The sequence below is a fragment of the uncultured Polaribacter sp. genome (genome assembly GCF_947495205.1).
GTDB lineage: Bacteria > Bacteroidota > Bacteroidia > Flavobacteriales > Flavobacteriaceae > Polaribacter.
The window spans coordinates 15,498-34,235 of the sequence record NZ_CANLXV010000012.1 but is presented as its reverse complement, the minus strand read 5'-3'; the positions used below and the strand labels follow the sequence as shown (position 1 = coordinate 34,235).

The following is an 18,738-nucleotide window of genomic DNA, read 5'->3' as shown; positions in this document are numbered from 1 at the left end:
TAACAAAGGTAAAGAAAAAGTACAACATTATTCCATTATTACTATTTTTTTACTTAAAATCTTGCTGTTTTCTAATATTGCTTTTAGAATATAAACACCTTTAGGTAAACTAGAAACCTCTTTGGTTTGATTTCCTTTAAAAGATTTTATTTGTCTTCCTTGAATATCAAATAAAAACACTTCACTTACATTATCTTCATCAAAATCATAAGTTACAATTAACTCTTTAGTGCTATCTACATAAGCTGCAAAATCTTTAGTATCTATTTCTTCTACAAATAAAGATTCTTTTTCATTCGCTTTTAAATTAGAAGCTCTTCTTCTCTTTTTTGTATATACCAATTTAAATCTTGTTGTGTTTTCTCCCAAAGAATCTATAGTAAATGTATATTTTCTCTTTCTTAAATCTATGGTTACTTTCTTTTCTGTATCTCTTAAATATATGTAATAATCTGTATTGATATGCTCTTCTTGAATACCAATTGAATACTCACCAATCTCATCAACAATAAAACCTAATTTTACTACTTTTTTAGCCCTTCTTAATTTAGGCAAACCTTGTATAGATGCTTTTTGACCACCTTTTACGATAGAATAAAAACCTAAAGATTTTTGATTGATATTAAAAGGAGCATCGTATATTCTATCATATCTATTTGTTGCGCCTTTTAAAAATCCAACTAATAAAGTATTTGTTTTATCACCTCTATTAAAAGTAAACCAAGATCTACCTTCTTTTTTTGGTGTTTTGTTAGAAGTTCCCTTAAAAAACTGATTGTTATTTGCTACTACTTGGTGTGTAGTTTTAAAAGTAATTTTACTATTACTGGCTGTTCTCACAAAAAATCCTTGTGCAGTTCCAATTTTTCCAGAAGCTGTATTTGATGAACCTCCTGTTGGATTGTATTGCAAATAATCTGATACATTATTTTCTCCTGCTTCAGATGTATTTTGGTTCCAAAAATAAATTTCTCCACTTAATTCTGTGTTATCAGGATCTGAGACAACTAAATCCCAATCTATAGCTGCTGGGTAAGGATTCCCTATTAAATTATCTCCACTTGTAGACCAAGCATCACCATCATTATCTGTTCCTGCTAAATTTGAAGTGTTATAAACATTTATTGCAATATCTCTAGAATTAACTTTACCAGAAAAAAGTCTTAATTGTCCGCCTGTTCCTTCATTTTGAACTGCATAACCTACTGCTTGTTCAAAATTAGATTTTCCATGAAATGCCCAATCAGAATTTGATGCACTTGATGCAAACGCATATATTAGTTCTGCATCAGAAAAAACAGTTGCAATATTAGAATCTGCACTTACAACCGGAGAACTCCAGTAAGAATAAAAATCATTACCAGCATATGTAGGTGTGTTTCTTTCTACATTATAAATTCCATTACCAATTAGTGCTTTCTTTTCTCTTAAAATTAAACTCCCGCTTTCATTAACATTCACTGTTCCTTCATTATCTATATCATAACTTACCTCTAAAGTACCACCACTTTGTATTGTAACGCTTGCGTTAGCTTGTACTTCTAAATCTCCTGTTACAATATGTAACCCTGGTGTAATTATTGGATAAACAGCTATGTTAGATTGTTGTATGATTGCTGTTTCTTTTTTAAGTGCACTTGGCACAACACCACCTACCCAATTAGCACCCGTGTTCCAATCTGTAGAGCCTGCATTAGCACTCCAGATTACAGTATCTACAGGAGAAACTGTAGCTTCCGAAGTTGTAATATTGTCATTATTTAAATATGTAAAACTATCTCCATCTAAAACAGCAACTAAATCATCTGTTCCTACAGTTGTAATAATATCTGCTTTGTAAGCGTCTATTTCTTGTTGCGTTCTTACCCTGTTCCAAACTCTAAAACCCCATAAATATCCTTCAAAATAATTAGTTCCTACAAAATTTGTTAAAGCTGTTGCACTGAAAAAATACTCAGAGTTTAATTGATTTGTCCATCCTGTTGCAGTGATACTTGGAAATCTTACACTTGCATCTTTATACCCAAGTCTCATTGTATTATGCCCTCCAAACTGATAACCAGAATTTTCTCCGATTAAAACACCATCTAAATAAAACTTTAAAGCTGTATTTTGATTTGCACCCATAGGGTTTGTAGTATTATTAGGTGCTAAAGCATTGTCTAAAACTAAAGCCACATGGAACCACGTACCAGCTGTAATTGCTTTTCTAAAAAAAGTACCTTCCCATCGTGGAGTGTAATCTGCTCTATTATAACCTCCAGCAACAATATACCCATTTTCTATGTAAATAATAACTGCTCTTGTACCAGCTCCTTCTTTCATAATAAATTGTCTAGAAGTAACCTCTTCTGCTTTAAACCAAGTTTCATAAGTTCTGTTATTTGTAGTTCTGCTATTAATATTTCTAATATTGGTATTCGCGGCATCACCAACATTAATAAAGTCATCTACTCCGTCAAAGTAAAAACCATCATTTGCTGTTTGCGCAACAATAAAATAACTGATAAATAATAATAAAACTGGGAAATGTGTTTTTATAAATTTCATAATGTTATAGTTTTTAGTAAGTTTAGTTTCAAAAAGACATGCTGTCTATTTTGCTATATAAAACTACAAAAACATTATCTTATGCTAATAATTATTAGATAAAGTACAGATATTCATCGTTAAAAGAATATTTCTAATAGTTAGATTTAAAACTACTTGAATAATATTTATCTTTGTTTTAAATAAAAATAAACTATGAATCCACTTTTACAAGATTTTGATATTGCCCCATTTTCTAAAATTTCTAATGAAGATTACAAACCCGCAATAAAAAAGGCTATTGAGATAGCTAAAACAGAAATAGAAGCTATAGTGGGTAATACGGCAAAACCTAATTTTAAAAACACAACGGAAGCCTTAGATTATTCTGGAGAAAAATTAGGCCGAATAACTAGTATATTTTTCAATTTAAATTCTGCAGAAACGAATGATGAAATTCAAAAAATTGCACAAGAAGTTTCACCTTGGCTTAGTGAATTTAGAAATGATATTACTTTAAACGAACATCTATTTAAAAGAGTAAAAAATGTTTTTGACAATCGTAAAAACTTAGATTTAAATCCTGAGCAAGCAACACTTTTAGAGAAGCAATACAAAGGTTTTGCAAGAAATGGCGCCAATTTATCTGAAGAAAATAAAAACGAGTTGCGTAAAATAGATGCTAAACTTTCTAAACTTTCCTTACAATTTGGCGAAAATGTGTTGGCAGAAACCAATGCTTTTGAAATGCATTTAACAAATGAAAGTGATGTTACTGGTTTACCAGAATCTGTAAAAGAAGCTGCACAAGAATTGGCTAAAGAAAAAAATAAAGAAGGTTATATTTTTACCTTACACTACCCAAGTTACATACCATTTATGACCTATGCAGACAATAGAGATTTGCGTAAAAAAATGGCCATAGCTGCTGGTAAAAAAGGTTTCCAAAACAACGCACAAAACAATGAAAACATTGTTTTAGAAATTGTAAACCTTCGTTATAACAGAGCAAAATTGTTGGGTTATAAATCTCATGCAGCTTTTGTATTAGAAGAAAGAATGGCAGAAAAACCAGAAAATGTATTTAACTTTTCTAATGAATTACTAGAAAAAGCAAAACCTGCAGCTTTAAAAGAATTTAATAATTTAACGGCTTTTGCTACAAAAACAGATGGCATTCAAAAGCTAGAAAAATGGGATGCATCCTATTATTCAGAAAAACTAAAAAAAGAAATTTTCAATTTAGACCAAGAGGTTTTAAAACCTTATTTTAAATTGGAAAACGTAATTGATGGTGTTTTTACAATTGCTAACAAATTATTTGATTTAAAGTTTGAAGAAATTTTTACAATTGATAAATATCACGAAGATGTAAAAACTTACAATGTAACAGATTCAGAAAATAATTTTGTGGCTGTTTTTTATGCCGATTTTCATCCAAGAAAAGGGAAAAGAAACGGCGCTTGGATGACGTCTTATAAACCGCAACAAATTAAAAATGGTAAAAATGAAAGACCACATGTGTCTATTGTTTGTAATTTTACAAAGCCAACACCCACAAAACCTTCACTTTTAACCTTTAATGAAGTTACCACTTTGTTTCATGAATTTGGGCATGCTTTACATGGCATGCTTGCAAACACAACTTACAACAGTTTATCTGGAACTTCTGTTTCTTGGGATTTTGTAGAATTGCCAAGTCAAGTATTAGAGAATTGGTGTTATGAAAAAGAAGCCCTAGAGCTGTTTGCCAAACACTATAAAACAGGCGAAACTATTCCTATGGAATATATCATAAAAATAAAAGAATCTGCAAGCTTTCATCAAGGTATGCAAACCCTAAGACAGTTAAGTTTTGGTTTGTTAGATATGAAATGGCACTCGCAAGATCCAGCAAACATAACTTCTTTAAAAGCATTTGAAAACGAGGCATTTAAAGACACTAAATTGTACCCTGATGTTGAAGAAAACGCAATGAGCACCGCTTTTTCTCACATTTTTCAAGGTGGTTATGCTGCGGGATACTATTCTTACAAATGGGCAGAAGTATTAGATGCAGATGCTTTTGAATACTTTTTAGAAACTGGTATTTTTAATAAAGAAACCGCTACAAAATTTAAAAATTACGTTTTATCTCAAGGTGGTACAGAAAAACCAATGGAATTGTACAAACGTTTTAGAGGCGCAGCACCAAAACCAGATGCACTTTTAAAAAGAGCAGGTTTAATTTAGTGTACTGTTTTTTGGTAAAAAAATAATTACAACAATTGGTTTATAGTATTCAGTTAGCAGTAGATAATACGTTTCTTACTGCTAACTGAAAACTATTTTACTGAAGCCTGTTTTTAACCTCAATCCACTTACTCATGTATTTAGTAGCTTGTAATGTTTGGTGTTGCAACAAACTTCCTATAAAATTACGAGTTCTGTGTTTTTCTAAGCTTTGCTGAATTTCCTCTAAATAATTAAAAAACAAGTTTGCATTTTTCTCTTTATTGTAAATGTGATTTATGATGTCAAATCCATTTAATTGGCTTCCTTTCCACAGGTTTTTACTTTTATAAAGTTCAGAAGCCATTAAAGCAAAATCAGCATAGTTGTCTTCTACAAAACCATTCCAAGGAAAATTACCACACATACCTTCTGCTCCAACAGAAGTGGTTACGCTTGGTGTGCCACAAAGCATTGCTTCTGTAAGCTTACCTTTAATGCCTGCGCCAAAATTTAAAGGAGCTAAAACTACTTTAGCATTTTCTACAACTTTATTCGCATTTTCTGCAAAACCTTTAATTATAAAACCTTCTTTTTTATTGTGTAACTCTTGTATTTGCTGGTTTATATACGCTCCATAAATATGCATTTCTGCCTCTGGAAGGTATGCTCTAATCTCATTCCAAATATTATTTTTTAAGGTTAAAACAGCATCTACATTAGGTTTGTGAAAAAAATTACCGATAAACACAAAGTGCGCTCTTTCTTTAAAAGTTTTTAATTTTTTCTGTTGATGTTTGCCAATCTCATCCAATAAAAACGGCAAGTACCATAAGATTTTTTTATCAATTTTAAAAACAGACTCCAGCAACTCCATCTCAAAAGTAGAAATAATTAGCGATAAATCGCATCTTAAAATGGCTGCAATTTCTCTTTTGGTAATGTCTTGTTTTAGTAATATTTCAGTAGAAAAATTAATGTTTTTTTTATAACAAATTTCTCTTGTTTTGCGCAAACAATGCAAATCTTCTGTATCCAAAACCTTTACCGAATTTGGGCAATGTTCTGCAACACGCCAACCAAATTGCTCTTCTGTCATAAAACGATCAAACAAAACAATATTGGGCTGTAATTCTTTTACAAAATCATCAAAAGAAGACGCATTAAGCGCTATAGAAACCTCTTTAATTTGTAAAGAAGTTAAATCTAAAGCATTTGTAGTTTTTTGCGCAGTTGTGGCAAAAACAATTTCAAAATTCTTTTTTCTAAATGCTGCAATCAATTGCAACATTCTTTTGCCTGCAGCAGAAGATTGTGGCTCTACCCAAACAGCACCAATTATTAAAAGCGTTTGTCTTTGCAATTTATTTCGCCATCATTTGTGCTTTGTAACTTCCTTGTACTTTTTTTCCCCAAGCAACAACTGCATCAATTTGTGCAGGCGTTAATTTGGCGTCTCCGTGTGTCCATGTGTAAGAATTTAATGGCATTTCTCCTTCTTCTACTTCTTCATACAGTTCATCCATTTTGTGCTCTTTTTTCTTTAAGGAATAAGAACGCCACTTAGAAAAATCTAAATGTTTTTTACCGTCTTTTATATGAGATGCTAACCAATAATTTACAGGTGTAATGCTGTTATACCAAGGATAGTTTGTTTTATCAGAATGACAATCAAAACAAGTAGTTTCTAAAATCTTTTTAACATTTTCTGGCGGATTAGTTTCTGCTATAAAAGAATTTATAGTGGTTAAATCGCCATTATTTTTTTCTGGTTTAAAAAATTGAGCAATTACAAATGCAATCAATAAGAAAACCAGTATTTTTTTTAAATTTTTCATCTTTTAACTATTAAGAATAATTTATGCAGTAAAACTACTAAATTCTATCATTATTTAATGATAATATCCTTATTTTTGCTTACTATTATTAAAATTTAAATCGAAAGATTAAAAAATACGCAAAAAAACGTACTCATGAAATACGATATTATTGTTATTGGTTCTGGTCCTGGAGGATACATTGCAGGTGTTAGAGCTTCTCAATTAGGTAAAAAAGTGGCATTGGTAGAAAAATATTCAACTTTAGGCGGTACATGTCTAAATGTAGGTTGTATTCCTTCTAAAGCTTTGTTAGATTCTTCACATCATTTTTATGATGCTGTAAATCATTTTGAAGAACATGGTATTTCTGTAGGAAAACCAAGTTTTGATTTTGGTAAAATGATAGACAGAAAAGCCAAAGTGGTAGAAACCACAACAGGCGGAATTAAATACTTAATGGACAAAAATAATATTGATATTTATGAAGGTTTAGGGTCTTTTAAAGATGCTACACATGTAAATATTGCAAAAAATGATGGTTCTTCAGAAGTTATAGAAGGGACTAATATTATAATTGCAACAGGTTCTAAACCTGGAAATTTACCTTTTATCAACATAGATAAAGAACGTATTATTACTTCTACAGAAGCTTTAAAATTAAAAGAAGTTCCTAAAGATTTAGTAGTAATTGGTGGTGGTGTTATTGGTTTAGAATTAGGTTCTGTTTATGCAAGATTAGGCGCAAACGTTACTGTGGTTGAGTATATGGACAAGATTGTACCAGGAATGGATACAGATGTTTCTAAAGAACTACAAAAGGTTTTCAAAAAACAAGGTGTAAAATTTGCAACAAGTCATAAAGTAAAATCTGTAGAAAGAAATGGAGATATAATTACCATTAAAGCTACAGACAAAAAAGATAGAGAAGTAGAATTTACGGCAGACTATTGTTTAGTAGCTGTTGGTAGAAAAGCCTACACAGAAGGTTTAGGTTTAGAAAAAGTTGGCGTAGAAGTTAATGAACGTGGGCAAGTAACTGTAAACGATCATTTACAAACTAATGTACCTAACATTTATGCCATTGGAGATGTTGTAAAAGGTGCAATGTTAGCACACAAAGCAGAAGAAGAAGGCGTTGTTGTTGCAGAATATTTAGCTGGCGAAAAACCACATATTGATTATAATTTAATTCCTGGTATTGTGTACACATGGCCAGAAGCTGCTGCTGTTGGTAAAACAGAGCAAGAATTAAAAGATGCTGGTGTTGCTTACAAAGCAGGTAAATTTTCTATGCGTGCTTTAGGTAGATCTAGAGCTAGTGGAGACATAGATGGTTTTGTAAAAATTTTAGCAGATAAAAATACAGATGAAATTTTAGGTGTGCACATGGTTGGTGCTAGGGTTGCAGATTTAATTATGGAAACTGCTGTAGCTATGGAGTATAGAGCCTCTGCAGAAGATTTGGCAAGAATCTGTCATGGTCATCCAACCTACTCAGAAGCAGTTAAAGAAGCTGCAAAAGCTGCTTGGGATGGCAAACCTTTAAATGCTTAAAAATAAGATTAATATAAATTAAGACCTTATAAGTACACCAACTTATAAGGTCTTTTTTTTTGAAAACTTTTCTTATTTTTATACCATGAAAAAAATTGTTTTAAGCACGCTATTATTGTTGCTCTTCGCCAACTTGCAAGCACAAGAAATAAAGAAAAATAAAAACATTGCATCTTTAAAAACACAACCCAATGCTTTTTTATCAAAATTTTACTACACCATAAATTTTGGTGCTATTTTTTACCCTTTTTCTAATGATAATTTAATTGATGGCTATGCTACAGACACCTTTTCTAAAAATTATTTCTCGGGTAAATTAGGTTTTGGCTACAAAATAAAAGAAAATGTAGCACTACAATTTGGCGTAATAAGACCTGCTGCTTGGTTTAAATATGATAATGTAAATAATATTGGCTATGACAGAAGTGTATGGATTAATGCTTGGTATTTATCCTTGAAAAAAAACATAAAACTTACAGAAAAACTTTCTGTTTTTGGTGAAGTTGGTGCTGCCAATGTAACCAGAGTTGGGTTTTCTATAAATGATAAAGTAATTTATCCTGATGCGCATTTTGGTAATTTCTTATACGGTTTTGGTTTCAATTATAAGCTAAACCAAAAATGGCGTTTGGCTTTAAACGGAACATTTATGCCCAAATCTGCCAAACACAACCAACCGTCTATTTCACAAACTACGTTTGGTTTTGAATATCATTTGCAAAAACTAGACGCTACAGTTGCACTAGATTATGCCAATGATAAAAAATACTTTTTTCCAAAAAACTTGCTGCAAGTTAGTTATGGCACAAGTGCTATTGGTTTTGGTGCAAATCGTTTTTTTAGCATGAATTTAAAAGTAGGTAATTTTGAAAGCTTTGGCGTTCCTGTTTTTTGGTTGGGAGATGTTAAAGCGTCGCAATCTTTTTCTATTACTTATCAAAGATTAGCTTATCGTTCTCAAAAAATATTTTCTTTAGATTGGGGTGTTAGTGCTACCTATTTTAAAACGGAAGCCACAGCACAAGATGTTTTTGCTTTTTCTATTTTTCCTTCTATGCGTTTTTATTTGTTAAGAAAACCAAAGTTTGATATGTATGCCAATTACTCTTTAATAGGTCCAACATTATTAACAGTAAGTAATATAGATGGTTTAGAAACAGGGCCAAAAGCTACCTTTCAAGATAAAATGGGCTTGGGCTTTTTCTTCGGAAAAAATAGAGATTATAATTTTGAAATGCGAATTATGCACTATTCTAATGGTAATATCTTTACCAGAAATGCAGGTGTTGCAGTTCCTATTCAATTCACTTTCGGAAAAACCTTTTAAAGCACAATTTTAAAAGATAAGTATTGTATTTTTGTAAGAGATATGCAAAGAACTATTCAAGCTTTTTCTGTTGATAAAATTGTAAATTTCAAAGAAAATTTACTGCTTTGGGCGCAGCAATTTAGCACCGCAATTTGGTTAGATTCTAACAATTACCAACAACAATACACCAACTTTAATTGCGCTTTGGCTGTAGAAGAATTTACAGCTATTAAAACAGATTATTACAATGCTTTTGATAAGCTAGAAGAATACCAACAAACTACAAAAGATTATATTTTTGGTTACATTACGTATGATGTTAAAAATGATGTAGAAAAACTGTCTTCGAATAATTTTGATGGTTTACATTTTCCTGATTTGTATTTTTTTCAACCTCAAAAGTTAATTTTTATAAAAGAAAATAAGGTTGAATTTCATTATCTAAAAATGGTAGATGATGAAATTGAGAAAGATTTTAAAGAAATTCAAGAACAAAAACCGTTAGATCTTCAAACAGATAACAAAGCTAGTATTAAAATAAAACTGCGCATTCATAAGGATGAATACCATAAAAAAGTAACTAAAGTTTTAGAACATATTAAAAGAGGCAACATTTATGAAGCCAATTTTTGCCAAGAATTTTATGCAGAAAACAGCACCATTAATCCAGTTTGCATTTACAACCATTTAAATAAAATTTCTGAACCACCTTTTGCTTCATTTTTAAAAATAGAACACCAATACGCCTTATGCGCATCACCAGAAAGGTATCTTAAAAAAGAAGGTCAAAAAATAATTTCACAACCTATTAAAGGAACCGCAAAAAGATTGGTAAGCCCAATTGACGATGCTAAAATTGCAGCAGATTTGGCAAGAGATATTAAAGAACGTGCAGAAAATGTAATGATTGTAGATTTGGTAAGAAACGACTTGTCTAAAACCGCCAAAAAAGGAACTGTAAAAGTAGAAGAATTGTGCAAAGTATATCCTTTTAAGCAAGTGCATCAAATGATTTCTACCGTAGTTTCTGAAATTAAAGAAACCACAAGTCCTATTACCATTTTAAAAGACACTTTCCCAATGGGAAGTATGACAGGTGCACCAAAATTTTCTGCAATGCAAATTATAGAAAACTTAGAAGAAACCAAGCGTGGTTTGTATTCTGGTACCATTGGTTATTTTACGCCAAATGGCGATTTTGATTTTAACGTTGTTATTAGAAGCATTTTGTATAACGAAGAAAAAAAGTACATTTCCTACTCGGTTGGTGGTGCAATTACCGCAAAATCTATTCCTGAAAAAGAATATGAAGAATGTTTATTAAAGGCAAAAGCTATGAAATATGTACTTTTAAATGCTGAATAATTTTAGCACCAAACAAAGAAAATATGATTTTAAATAAAGAAGAATTGTTTCAAAAAACATTAGAAAGTTTAACCGAAAAACCGGGCGAGCAAAACATGTTTAACAAATTTTTAGAGTTATACCCTAAAGAGTGGAAACAATTAAAAATCACTTTTTCTAAATTTAATAGAAGCAAACAATTTGGTAAAACCATTCCGTTGCCAAAACCAGAAGTTTCTTTGCGCAAAGAAATTAGAGTTTGGTTAAAAAAACAGCAATAATGCTTCAAAAACTGCAACATCATATCAATAATAATCTTCCTTTTTTAAAGGATAAAAAACTATTAATTGCCATTTCTGGTGGTGTAGATTCTGTTGTTTTAACGCATTTATTATCATCTTTAAACTTTAATATTTCTTTAGCGCATTGCAATTTTAATCTTAGAGGAAAAGAGAGCGATTTAGATGAAGATTTTGTAGCTGATTTGGCAAAAAAATTAAAAATTGAATCGCATATTGCACAAATCTGTATAAATCCTGTGGGCTCTATACAGTTGGCAGCAAGAGAATTGCGTTACGAATGGTTTCAAGATTTAATAGAAAAACACAGTTATGATTTTGTTTTAACGGCACATCATGCAGATGATAATTTAGAAACTTTTTTAATTAATTTAACCAGAGGCTCTGGTTTAGATGGTTTTACAGGCATTCCAGAAAAAAACAACCACATTGTTAGACCTCTTTTACCTTTTTCTAGAGCAAGCATCGTAATGTTTGCCAAAGAAAACAACATTACCTGGAGAGAAGATCTAAGTAATGCATCAACCAAATATACTCGCAATAAAATTCGTCATAAAATTGCGCCTGTTTTAAAGGAAATTAATCCTAATTTATTAGAAAGTTTTGCAAAAACCATTGCCCATTTAAAACAAAGCCAGCAATTGGTTAAAGATCGTATAGAAGAAATTTCAGCACGAATAATTACCAAAGAAAAGGCAAACGGAAATAAAATTATAAAATTAAATATTGCCGAAATAAACAAATTATCCGATCCAAAAGCCTATTTATATCAACTTTTAAAAAAATATAAATTTAAAGCGTTTCATGATGTTTACAACTTGCTTAGCGCGCAATCTGGAAAAAAAGTATTGTCTAAAAAACACGTTTTACTTAAAGATAGAGGGTTTTTAATACTCTCTAAAAAAACAATTGGTATTACAAAAGCAACAGACGAATATGAAATTCAAGAAAATACATCAGAAATTATAAAACCAATTCACTTAACCTTTGAAGAAGTTACAAACCTATCAGAAAAAAACAACAACACCATTTATGTTGCAAAAGAAAAGTTAAGCTATCCTTTAATTGTAAGAAAATGGCAAAATGGCGACTATTTTTATCCATCAGGAATGCAAGGCAAAAAGAAATTGAGCAAGTATTTTAAAGACGAAAAATTATCGCTTTTAGAAAAAGAACAAACTTGGTTGCTTTGTAATAGAGACAACAAAATTCTTTGGGTTATTGGCAAAAGACAAGACCAAAGGTTTCAATCAAAAACCACAATAAATCGTTTAAAAATAACTTTAAAATAAGTGTATTTTTGTAACTTTAAATTTTATAAAAACAAGAATTTATGAAGCAGCTATTTTTTACATTCTTTTTATTCTTATCGCTTGCTATAGTTTCTCAAACAGCAGAAGACCCAATAAAAATAACTACTTCAGTAAAAAAAATAACAGCCACTACGTTTGATGTTGTTTTTAGCGCAAAACTGTACAAAGGTTGGTATTTGTACTCACAATACAACCCTGAAGGTGCTTCTTTGCCATTGGTAATTAGCTTGCAAGAAAATGAAACGGGTTATGCTTTAGTTGGAAAAGCAAAAGAAAAAACAACCTTTAAAAAATACAGTCCCATTTGGGAAAAAGAGGAAATTGTTTTTAAAGACAAAGCAACCATAACCCAAAGAATTCAGCTGACCAATGCAGCAATTACCACGATAAAACTAAATTTCTTTGGACAAGTTTGTGAAACAGCTTGCATAAATATTGATGAAAATTTTACCATTTCTTTAGACGGTAAAAAAAAAGCATTTGAACAGATAAAATTAGATGAAAAAAGTAAAATTTTATCAGAGCAATTAAAATTAGATTTAAAAAACACAGCCTTATTAAAGCAAACCACAAACAATACCGAAAGCGAAAACTCTTTGTTTAGTATTTTCTTATTAGGTTTTGCTGGTGGCTTATTGGCGCTATTAACACCCTGTGTTTTCCCGATGATTCCGCTTACGGTTTCATTTTTTACCAAACAATCTCAAAGTAAAAGCAAAGGTATTTTTAATGCGATTTTATACGGGCTTTTCATTGTTTTTATTTACATTCTTTTAAGTGTTCCTTTTCATTTAATAGATGGTTTAGATCCTAGTATTTTAAATACCATTTCTACCAACGTTTGGTTAAATATTTTCTTTTTTATAATTCTAGTATTTTTTGCATTTTCATTTTTTGGGTTTTATGAAATTACCTTACCAAGTTCTTGGGGAAATAAAATGGATTCTGCATCTGAAGTTGGTGGTTTTGTAGGTATTTTTTTCATGGCATTAACTTTAGCCATTGTTTCTTTTTCTTGTACGGGCCCAATTTTAGGTTCACTTTTAGCAGGTTCTTTAGGTACATTTGGTAATCCTGCTTTTCAACTTACAGCAGGTATGGCAGGTTTTGGGTTGGCTTTGGCATTGCCTTTTGCTTTGTTTGCATTGTTTCCTAATTTATTAAATGCTTTACCAAAATCTGGTGGTTGGTTAAACACAACCAAAGTAGTTTTAGGTTTTTTAGAACTGGCTTTTGCGTTTAAATTTCTTTCTAACTCTGACTTGGTTGGGCATTGGGGCATTTTTAAAAGAGAAATTTTTATAGGAATATGGATTGTAATTTTTATAGGTTTAGCACTCTATTTATTTGCTAAAATTAGATTTCCGCATGATTCTCCTATTCAAAAACTATCGTTTTCTAGAATTTCTTTTGGCGTTTTGGTTGCCGCTTTTGCAATTTATCTAATACCTGGCACTTTTAAAACACCCAATTATAATTTAAGTCTGTTAAGTGGTTTTGCACCACCACAATTTTATAGCATTTATGAACAAGAATCTGACTGCCCATTGGGTTTAGATTGTTATAAAGATTTTGATAAAGGTTTACAAATTGCCAAAGCAACCAACAAACCTATATTGTTAGATTTTACAGGTTGGGCTTGTGTAAATTGTCGTAAAATGGAAGAAAATGTTTGGAGTGACCCAAGCATTTATCAACTTTTAAAAGAAGAATTTATCTTAATATCTTTATATGTAGATGATTACGAAAAAGAATTGCCAATAACAGCACAATTCAACTTTAAAAAAGCGAATGGTAGTATTAAAAAGATTAAAACTTATGGAGACAAATGGTCTACCTTTCAAATAATTAATTTTAAAAATGCATCACAACCGTATTATGTATTGCTAAATGCAGAGTTAGAAATTTTAAATACACCACAACAATATACAGATAAAGCTACGTATTTAAATTGGCTTCAAGAAAGCTTAGCAAAACATCAAAATACACCATAAATACAGAATTTACTAAATTGATTATTTTTACTTAAAATTTCTATCGTTTTCGTAATTAAAATACCAATTATTAGTAAAAACACAAGTTCTGTAGCCACTCTTTTTTGTAACTTTACTATACATAAATTCAAAAAGAATGTCAAGCCTTCCAAAATTATCTCGTTTTAACGATAACGTACTATCTAAATACCAAATTTACAATAGTATTTTTACAACTTTACCTTTTGATACTATAGGCGATACTGCTGTTTTATTACCCTTACTACACAAAGTTTGTGAAGAAGGTTTTAAACTTGGCAAAAATCCTACGGAAATTATAAATCACTTTTTTAAGAAGTATCAAGAAAATCCTTCAGAAAAAGAAAAAACAGATATTCTTTTTCATTTTATTCAGTTTATAGAACGCCAAGTAGTATTGTTTGATGCTATTGAAGACGCTGCTTTCTCTGAAGTAAATAATATGGATGGTTTTGGTACCTTAAGAGGTTCTAAAGAAGCTGCCTCTTTAAATAACAAAAAAGAAGAACTTAAAGCATATCTAGAAGATTTTAAAGTACGTATTGTATTAACTGCGCATCCTACACAATTTTACCCAGGTTCTGTTTTAGGAATTATTACAGATTTAGATGAAGCCATACAAAAAGACGATTTACTTTTAATTAAGAAATTACTAGCACAATTGGGTAAAACCCCTTTTTATAAAAAAGCAAAACCGTCTCCATTTGATGAAGCTGTAAGTTTAGTTTGGTATTTAGAACATGTTTTTTACCACTCTGTACCAAAAATTTACAACTACATACAAAATAATGTTTATGATGGTGAGCCGTTAGATAATGAAATTATAGATCTTGGTTTTTGGCCAGGTGGCGATAGAGATGGTAACCCATTTGTAACTACAGAAATTACATTAAATGTTGCAGAAAGACTGCGCCAATCTATACTTAGAAACTATTACAGAGATGTAAGACGTTTAAAAAGACGTTTTACTTTTGATGGTGTTCAAGAAATTTTAGCAAGAATAGAAAAGAGATTGTACAAGCATGTGGTTAGAAGTTACAGCAAAGTAAACTTCTCTCAAAAAATATTACTAGAAGAACTTAGTGCTGCTAGAGAAATTATAAAAACAAAACACGATTCTTTATTTATTGAAGAATTAGACGATTTTATTAACAAAGTAAGAATTTTTGGTTTTCACTTTGCATCTTTAGATATTAGACAAGACAGTAGAGTGCACCACCAAGCTTTTACCCAAATTGTAGAAGACTTACAAAAGATTGGCGATACAACTTTCCCTGAGAATTTTAACAATTTAACAGAAGCGGAACAAATTAAAATATTAGCTGTTGTAAAAGGTAAAATAGACCCTACAACATTAACAGATAAGATTTCTATAGACACTATAGAATCTATGTATGCACTTAAAGAAATCCAGAAAAGAAATGGAGAACGTGGTGCAAACAGATATATTATTAGCAACAACCAAACTGCATTAAATGTAATGCAAACGTTTGCAATGCTAAATTTATGTGGCTTTGAAAATGAATTGCCTGTAGATGTTATTCCACTTTTTGAGACTGTAGAAGATCTTAAAAATGCAGAAGACGTTATGCGCACATTATACACAAACAGAAGCTACAGATATCATTTAGAGAAAAGAAAAAACAAGCAAACTATTATGTTAGGTTTTTCTGATGGAACTAAAGATGGTGGTTATTTAATGGCAAACTGGGGAATCTTTAAAGCAAAAGAAGCTTTAACTAAAGTCTCTAGAGAGTTTGATATTGAAGTAATTTTCTTTGACGGCCGTGGAGGACCACCTGCAAGAGGTGGTGGTAAAACACACCAATTTTATGCTTCTTTAGGTCCAACAATAGAAGATAAAGAAATACAATTAACCATACAAGGGCAAACCATTAGCTCTAACTTTGGTACAAAAGCATCTTCTCAATACAATTTAGAACAATTGTTAAGTTCTGGTATTAAAAATGATATTTTTACCAAAGATCAGTTAAATGATGAGCATAGAAAATTAATGGAAGATTTGGCAGAAAACAGCTACCAAACTTATGTTGATTTTAAAAAGCATCCTAAATTTTTACCGTATTTAGAAAAAATGAGTACGTTAAAATATTATGCAAAAACAAATATTGGTAGTAGACCAAGTAAACGTTCTAACTCAGATACTTTAGATTTTTCTGCACTTAGAGCCATACCTTTTGTGGGTAGTTGGAGCCAATTAAAACAAAATGTACCCGGATTTTTTGGTGTAGGTACTGCTCTTAAAAAATATGAAGATGAAGGTAGGTTTGATGAAATTGTAGCGTTTTACAATGCCTCTGATTTCTTTAGAACTTTGTTAGAAAACAGTATGATGAGTTTAACAAAATCTTTCTTTGGCTTAACTGCATACATGGCAGAAGACCCAGAATATGGTGCTTTTTGGAATATTATTCATGATGAATATAAAACCACCAAAAGATTACTTTTAAAATTAGCAGGTCATACAGAATTAATGGAAAACTTCCCTGTTGGTAAGGCTTCTATAGAAATGAGAGAACAAATTGTATTGCCATTGTTAACCATTCAGCAATATGCATTAAAACAAATACAAGAATTGCAAAAAAGTGAGGGTAATGAAAAAGAACTAGAAATTTACGAGAAAATGGTAATGCGTTCTTTATTTGGTAATATTAACGCGAGTAGAAATTCTGCTTAAAATAACGTTTCAAAATTTTAAAAATGCAATCAATCTTTTGATTGCATTTTTTTTATGCCTTTTTTTTAGTTATTTTTAAAGAAAAAAAATGCTAACAAAAGTTTACGGTTCTGCCGTTTTTGGTATAGAAGCCACCACAATTACTGTAGAAGTAAATATAGACAAAGGCGTGGGCTACCACTTGGTAGGTTTGCCAGATAAAGCCGTAAGCGAGAGTTCTTACAGAATTTCTGCCGCTTTAAATAACAACAACTACAAACTTCCGGGTAAAAAAATAATTATTAATATGGCGCCTGCAGATATTAGAAAAGAAGGCGCTTCTTATGATTTAACCTTGGCAGTAGGTATTCTTGCAGCATCCAACCAAATACAATCAGAAAAAATAGATGAATATATTATTATGGGAGAACTTTCTTTAGACGGAAGTTTACAACCCATAAGAGGTGCCTTACCCATTGCTATAAAAGCAAGAGAAGAAGGTTTTAAATACCTTATTTTACCAAAAGCAAATGCCAAAGAAGCTGCCATTGTAGATAATGTGGCAATTTTAGGTGTAGAAAATATTATGGAAGTAATCAACCATTTTAATGGTGATAAAAAAATTGAACCTACGGTTGTAGATACAAGAGCAGAATTTTATAAAAACATAGATTTCCCTGAATTTGATTTTTCTGATGTAAAAGGGCAAGAATCTATAAAACGTTGTATGGAAATTGCTGCTGCTGGCGGTCATAATATTATTTTGATTGGCCCTCCAGGATCTGGAAAAACCATGTTAGCAAAACGGTTGCCAAGTATTTTACCACCTATGACGTTGCACGAGGCTTTAGAAACCACAAAAATACATTCTGTAGTGGGCAATACAAAAAACGAAGGCTTGTTATACGCAAGACCTTTTAGAAGTCCTCACCATACCATTTCTAATGTTGCACTAGTTGGTGGCGGGCAATATCCAAAACCAGGAGAAATTTCTTTATCTCATAATGGTGTGTTGTTTTTAGATGAATTACCAGAATTTAAAAGAGACGTTTTAGAAGTAATGCGGCAACCTTTAGAAGATAGAGAAGTTACCATTTCTAGAGCAAAATTTACAGTTACCTACCCAAGTAGTTTTATGTTGGTGGCAAGCATGAATCCTAGTCCGTCTGGTTTTTTTAACGATCCCAACAGTCCAATGACTTCTTCTCCACAAGAAATGCAACGTTATTTAAGTAAAATATCTGGCCCATTGTTAGACAGAATAGACATTCATATAGAAGTTACACCTGTGCCCTTTGCTAAACTTTCTGAAGAACGCAAAGGAGAATCTTCCGTAGCAATTAGAAAACGTGTTACAACTGCTAGAGAAATTCAATCTAAAAGATTTACAGATTTTAAAAACGTACACTACAATGCGCAAATGCGTGTGAAGCAAATTCGTGAATTTTGTAAATTATCGGCAGAGAGTTTATCGCTTTTAAAAACAGCCATGGAAAAATTAAATCTTTCTGCCAGGGCTTATGACCGGATTTTAAAAGTATCTAGAACCATTGCAGATTTGGCAAATTCTAAAGACATTTTGCCAGATCATATTGCAGAAGCTATACAATACAGAAGTTTAGATAGAGATGGCTGGTTGGGTTAACACGCTTTAAATTCCTTATTTTTAG

12 protein-coding genes are annotated in these 18,738 nt (G+C 31.2%); 9 read left to right on the top strand and 3 right to left on the bottom strand.

Annotated features, from left to right (window positions below; all coding sequences use genetic code 11):
- Positions 1-27: 27 nt before the first annotated feature.
- Positions 28-2,550: a T9SS type A sorting domain-containing protein gene (locus tag Q0762_RS11730; protein WP_298767090.1), complete on the bottom strand. Its 2,523-nt coding sequence runs from the start codon at positions 2,548-2,550 to the stop codon at positions 28-30.
- 195 nt (positions 2,551-2,745) lie between these two features.
- Here Q0762_RS11730 and Q0762_RS11725 point away from each other — a divergent pair, with 195 nt between their 5' ends.
- Positions 2,746-4,761: a M3 family metallopeptidase gene (locus Q0762_RS11725; RefSeq protein ID WP_298767089.1), complete on the top strand. Its 2,016-nt coding sequence runs from the start codon at positions 2,746-2,748 to the stop codon at positions 4,759-4,761.
- A gap of 97 nt (positions 4,762-4,858) precedes the next feature.
- On the opposite strand, the gene Q0762_RS11720 is transcribed toward Q0762_RS11725, so the two are convergent.
- Entirely contained in the window at positions 4,859-6,103 is a 1,245-nt protein-coding gene (locus tag Q0762_RS11720; protein WP_298767088.1) for a glycosyltransferase, read from the bottom strand.
- A gap of 1 nt (position 6,104) precedes the next feature.
- The gene (locus tag Q0762_RS11715) at positions 6,105-6,578 is read right to left on the bottom strand and encodes a heme-binding domain-containing protein (RefSeq protein ID WP_298767087.1); all 474 of its coding nucleotides are present in this window, start codon (positions 6,576-6,578) and stop codon (positions 6,105-6,107) included.
- A 135-nt stretch (positions 6,579-6,713) separates the two neighbouring features.
- Between Q0762_RS11715 and lpdA the strand changes: the two genes are divergently transcribed.
- From lpdA to Q0762_RS11675, 8 genes are all read left to right on the top strand, one after another.
- Entirely contained in the window at positions 6,714-8,114 is a 1,401-nt protein-coding gene (lpdA, locus tag Q0762_RS11710; RefSeq protein WP_298767086.1) for a dihydrolipoyl dehydrogenase, read from the top strand.
- An 85-nt stretch (positions 8,115-8,199) separates the two neighbouring features.
- A complete protein-coding gene (locus Q0762_RS11705) occupies positions 8,200-9,441 on the top strand; it encodes an acyloxyacyl hydrolase (RefSeq protein WP_298767085.1) in 1,242 nt (413 codons plus the stop codon).
- Between the two features lie 42 nt (positions 9,442-9,483).
- Positions 9,484-10,788, top strand: a complete 1,305-nt coding sequence (locus Q0762_RS11700) for an anthranilate synthase component I family protein (protein WP_298767084.1) — start codon at positions 9,484-9,486, stop codon at positions 10,786-10,788.
- A gap of 23 nt (positions 10,789-10,811) precedes the next feature.
- Positions 10,812-11,048: a hypothetical protein gene (locus tag Q0762_RS11695; RefSeq protein WP_298767083.1), complete on the top strand. Its 237-nt coding sequence runs from the start codon at positions 10,812-10,814 to the stop codon at positions 11,046-11,048.
- A complete protein-coding gene (tilS, locus tag Q0762_RS11690) occupies positions 11,048-12,358 on the top strand; it encodes a tRNA lysidine(34) synthetase TilS (RefSeq protein WP_298767082.1) in 1,311 nt (436 codons plus the stop codon). The genes Q0762_RS11695 and tilS overlap by 1 nt, the downstream gene beginning before the upstream one ends.
- A gap of 41 nt (positions 12,359-12,399) precedes the next feature.
- The gene (locus tag Q0762_RS11685; protein ID WP_298767081.1) at positions 12,400-14,373 is read left to right on the top strand and encodes a thioredoxin family protein; all 1,974 of its coding nucleotides are present in this window, start codon (positions 12,400-12,402) and stop codon (positions 14,371-14,373) included.
- A 136-nt stretch (positions 14,374-14,509) separates the two neighbouring features.
- The gene (locus Q0762_RS11680) at positions 14,510-17,089 is read left to right on the top strand and encodes a phosphoenolpyruvate carboxylase (protein WP_298767080.1); all 2,580 of its coding nucleotides are present in this window, start codon (positions 14,510-14,512) and stop codon (positions 17,087-17,089) included.
- A gap of 88 nt (positions 17,090-17,177) precedes the next feature.
- Entirely contained in the window at positions 17,178-18,713 is a 1,536-nt protein-coding gene (locus Q0762_RS11675; RefSeq protein WP_298767079.1) for a YifB family Mg chelatase-like AAA ATPase, read from the top strand.
- Positions 18,714-18,738 lie beyond the last annotated feature (25 nt).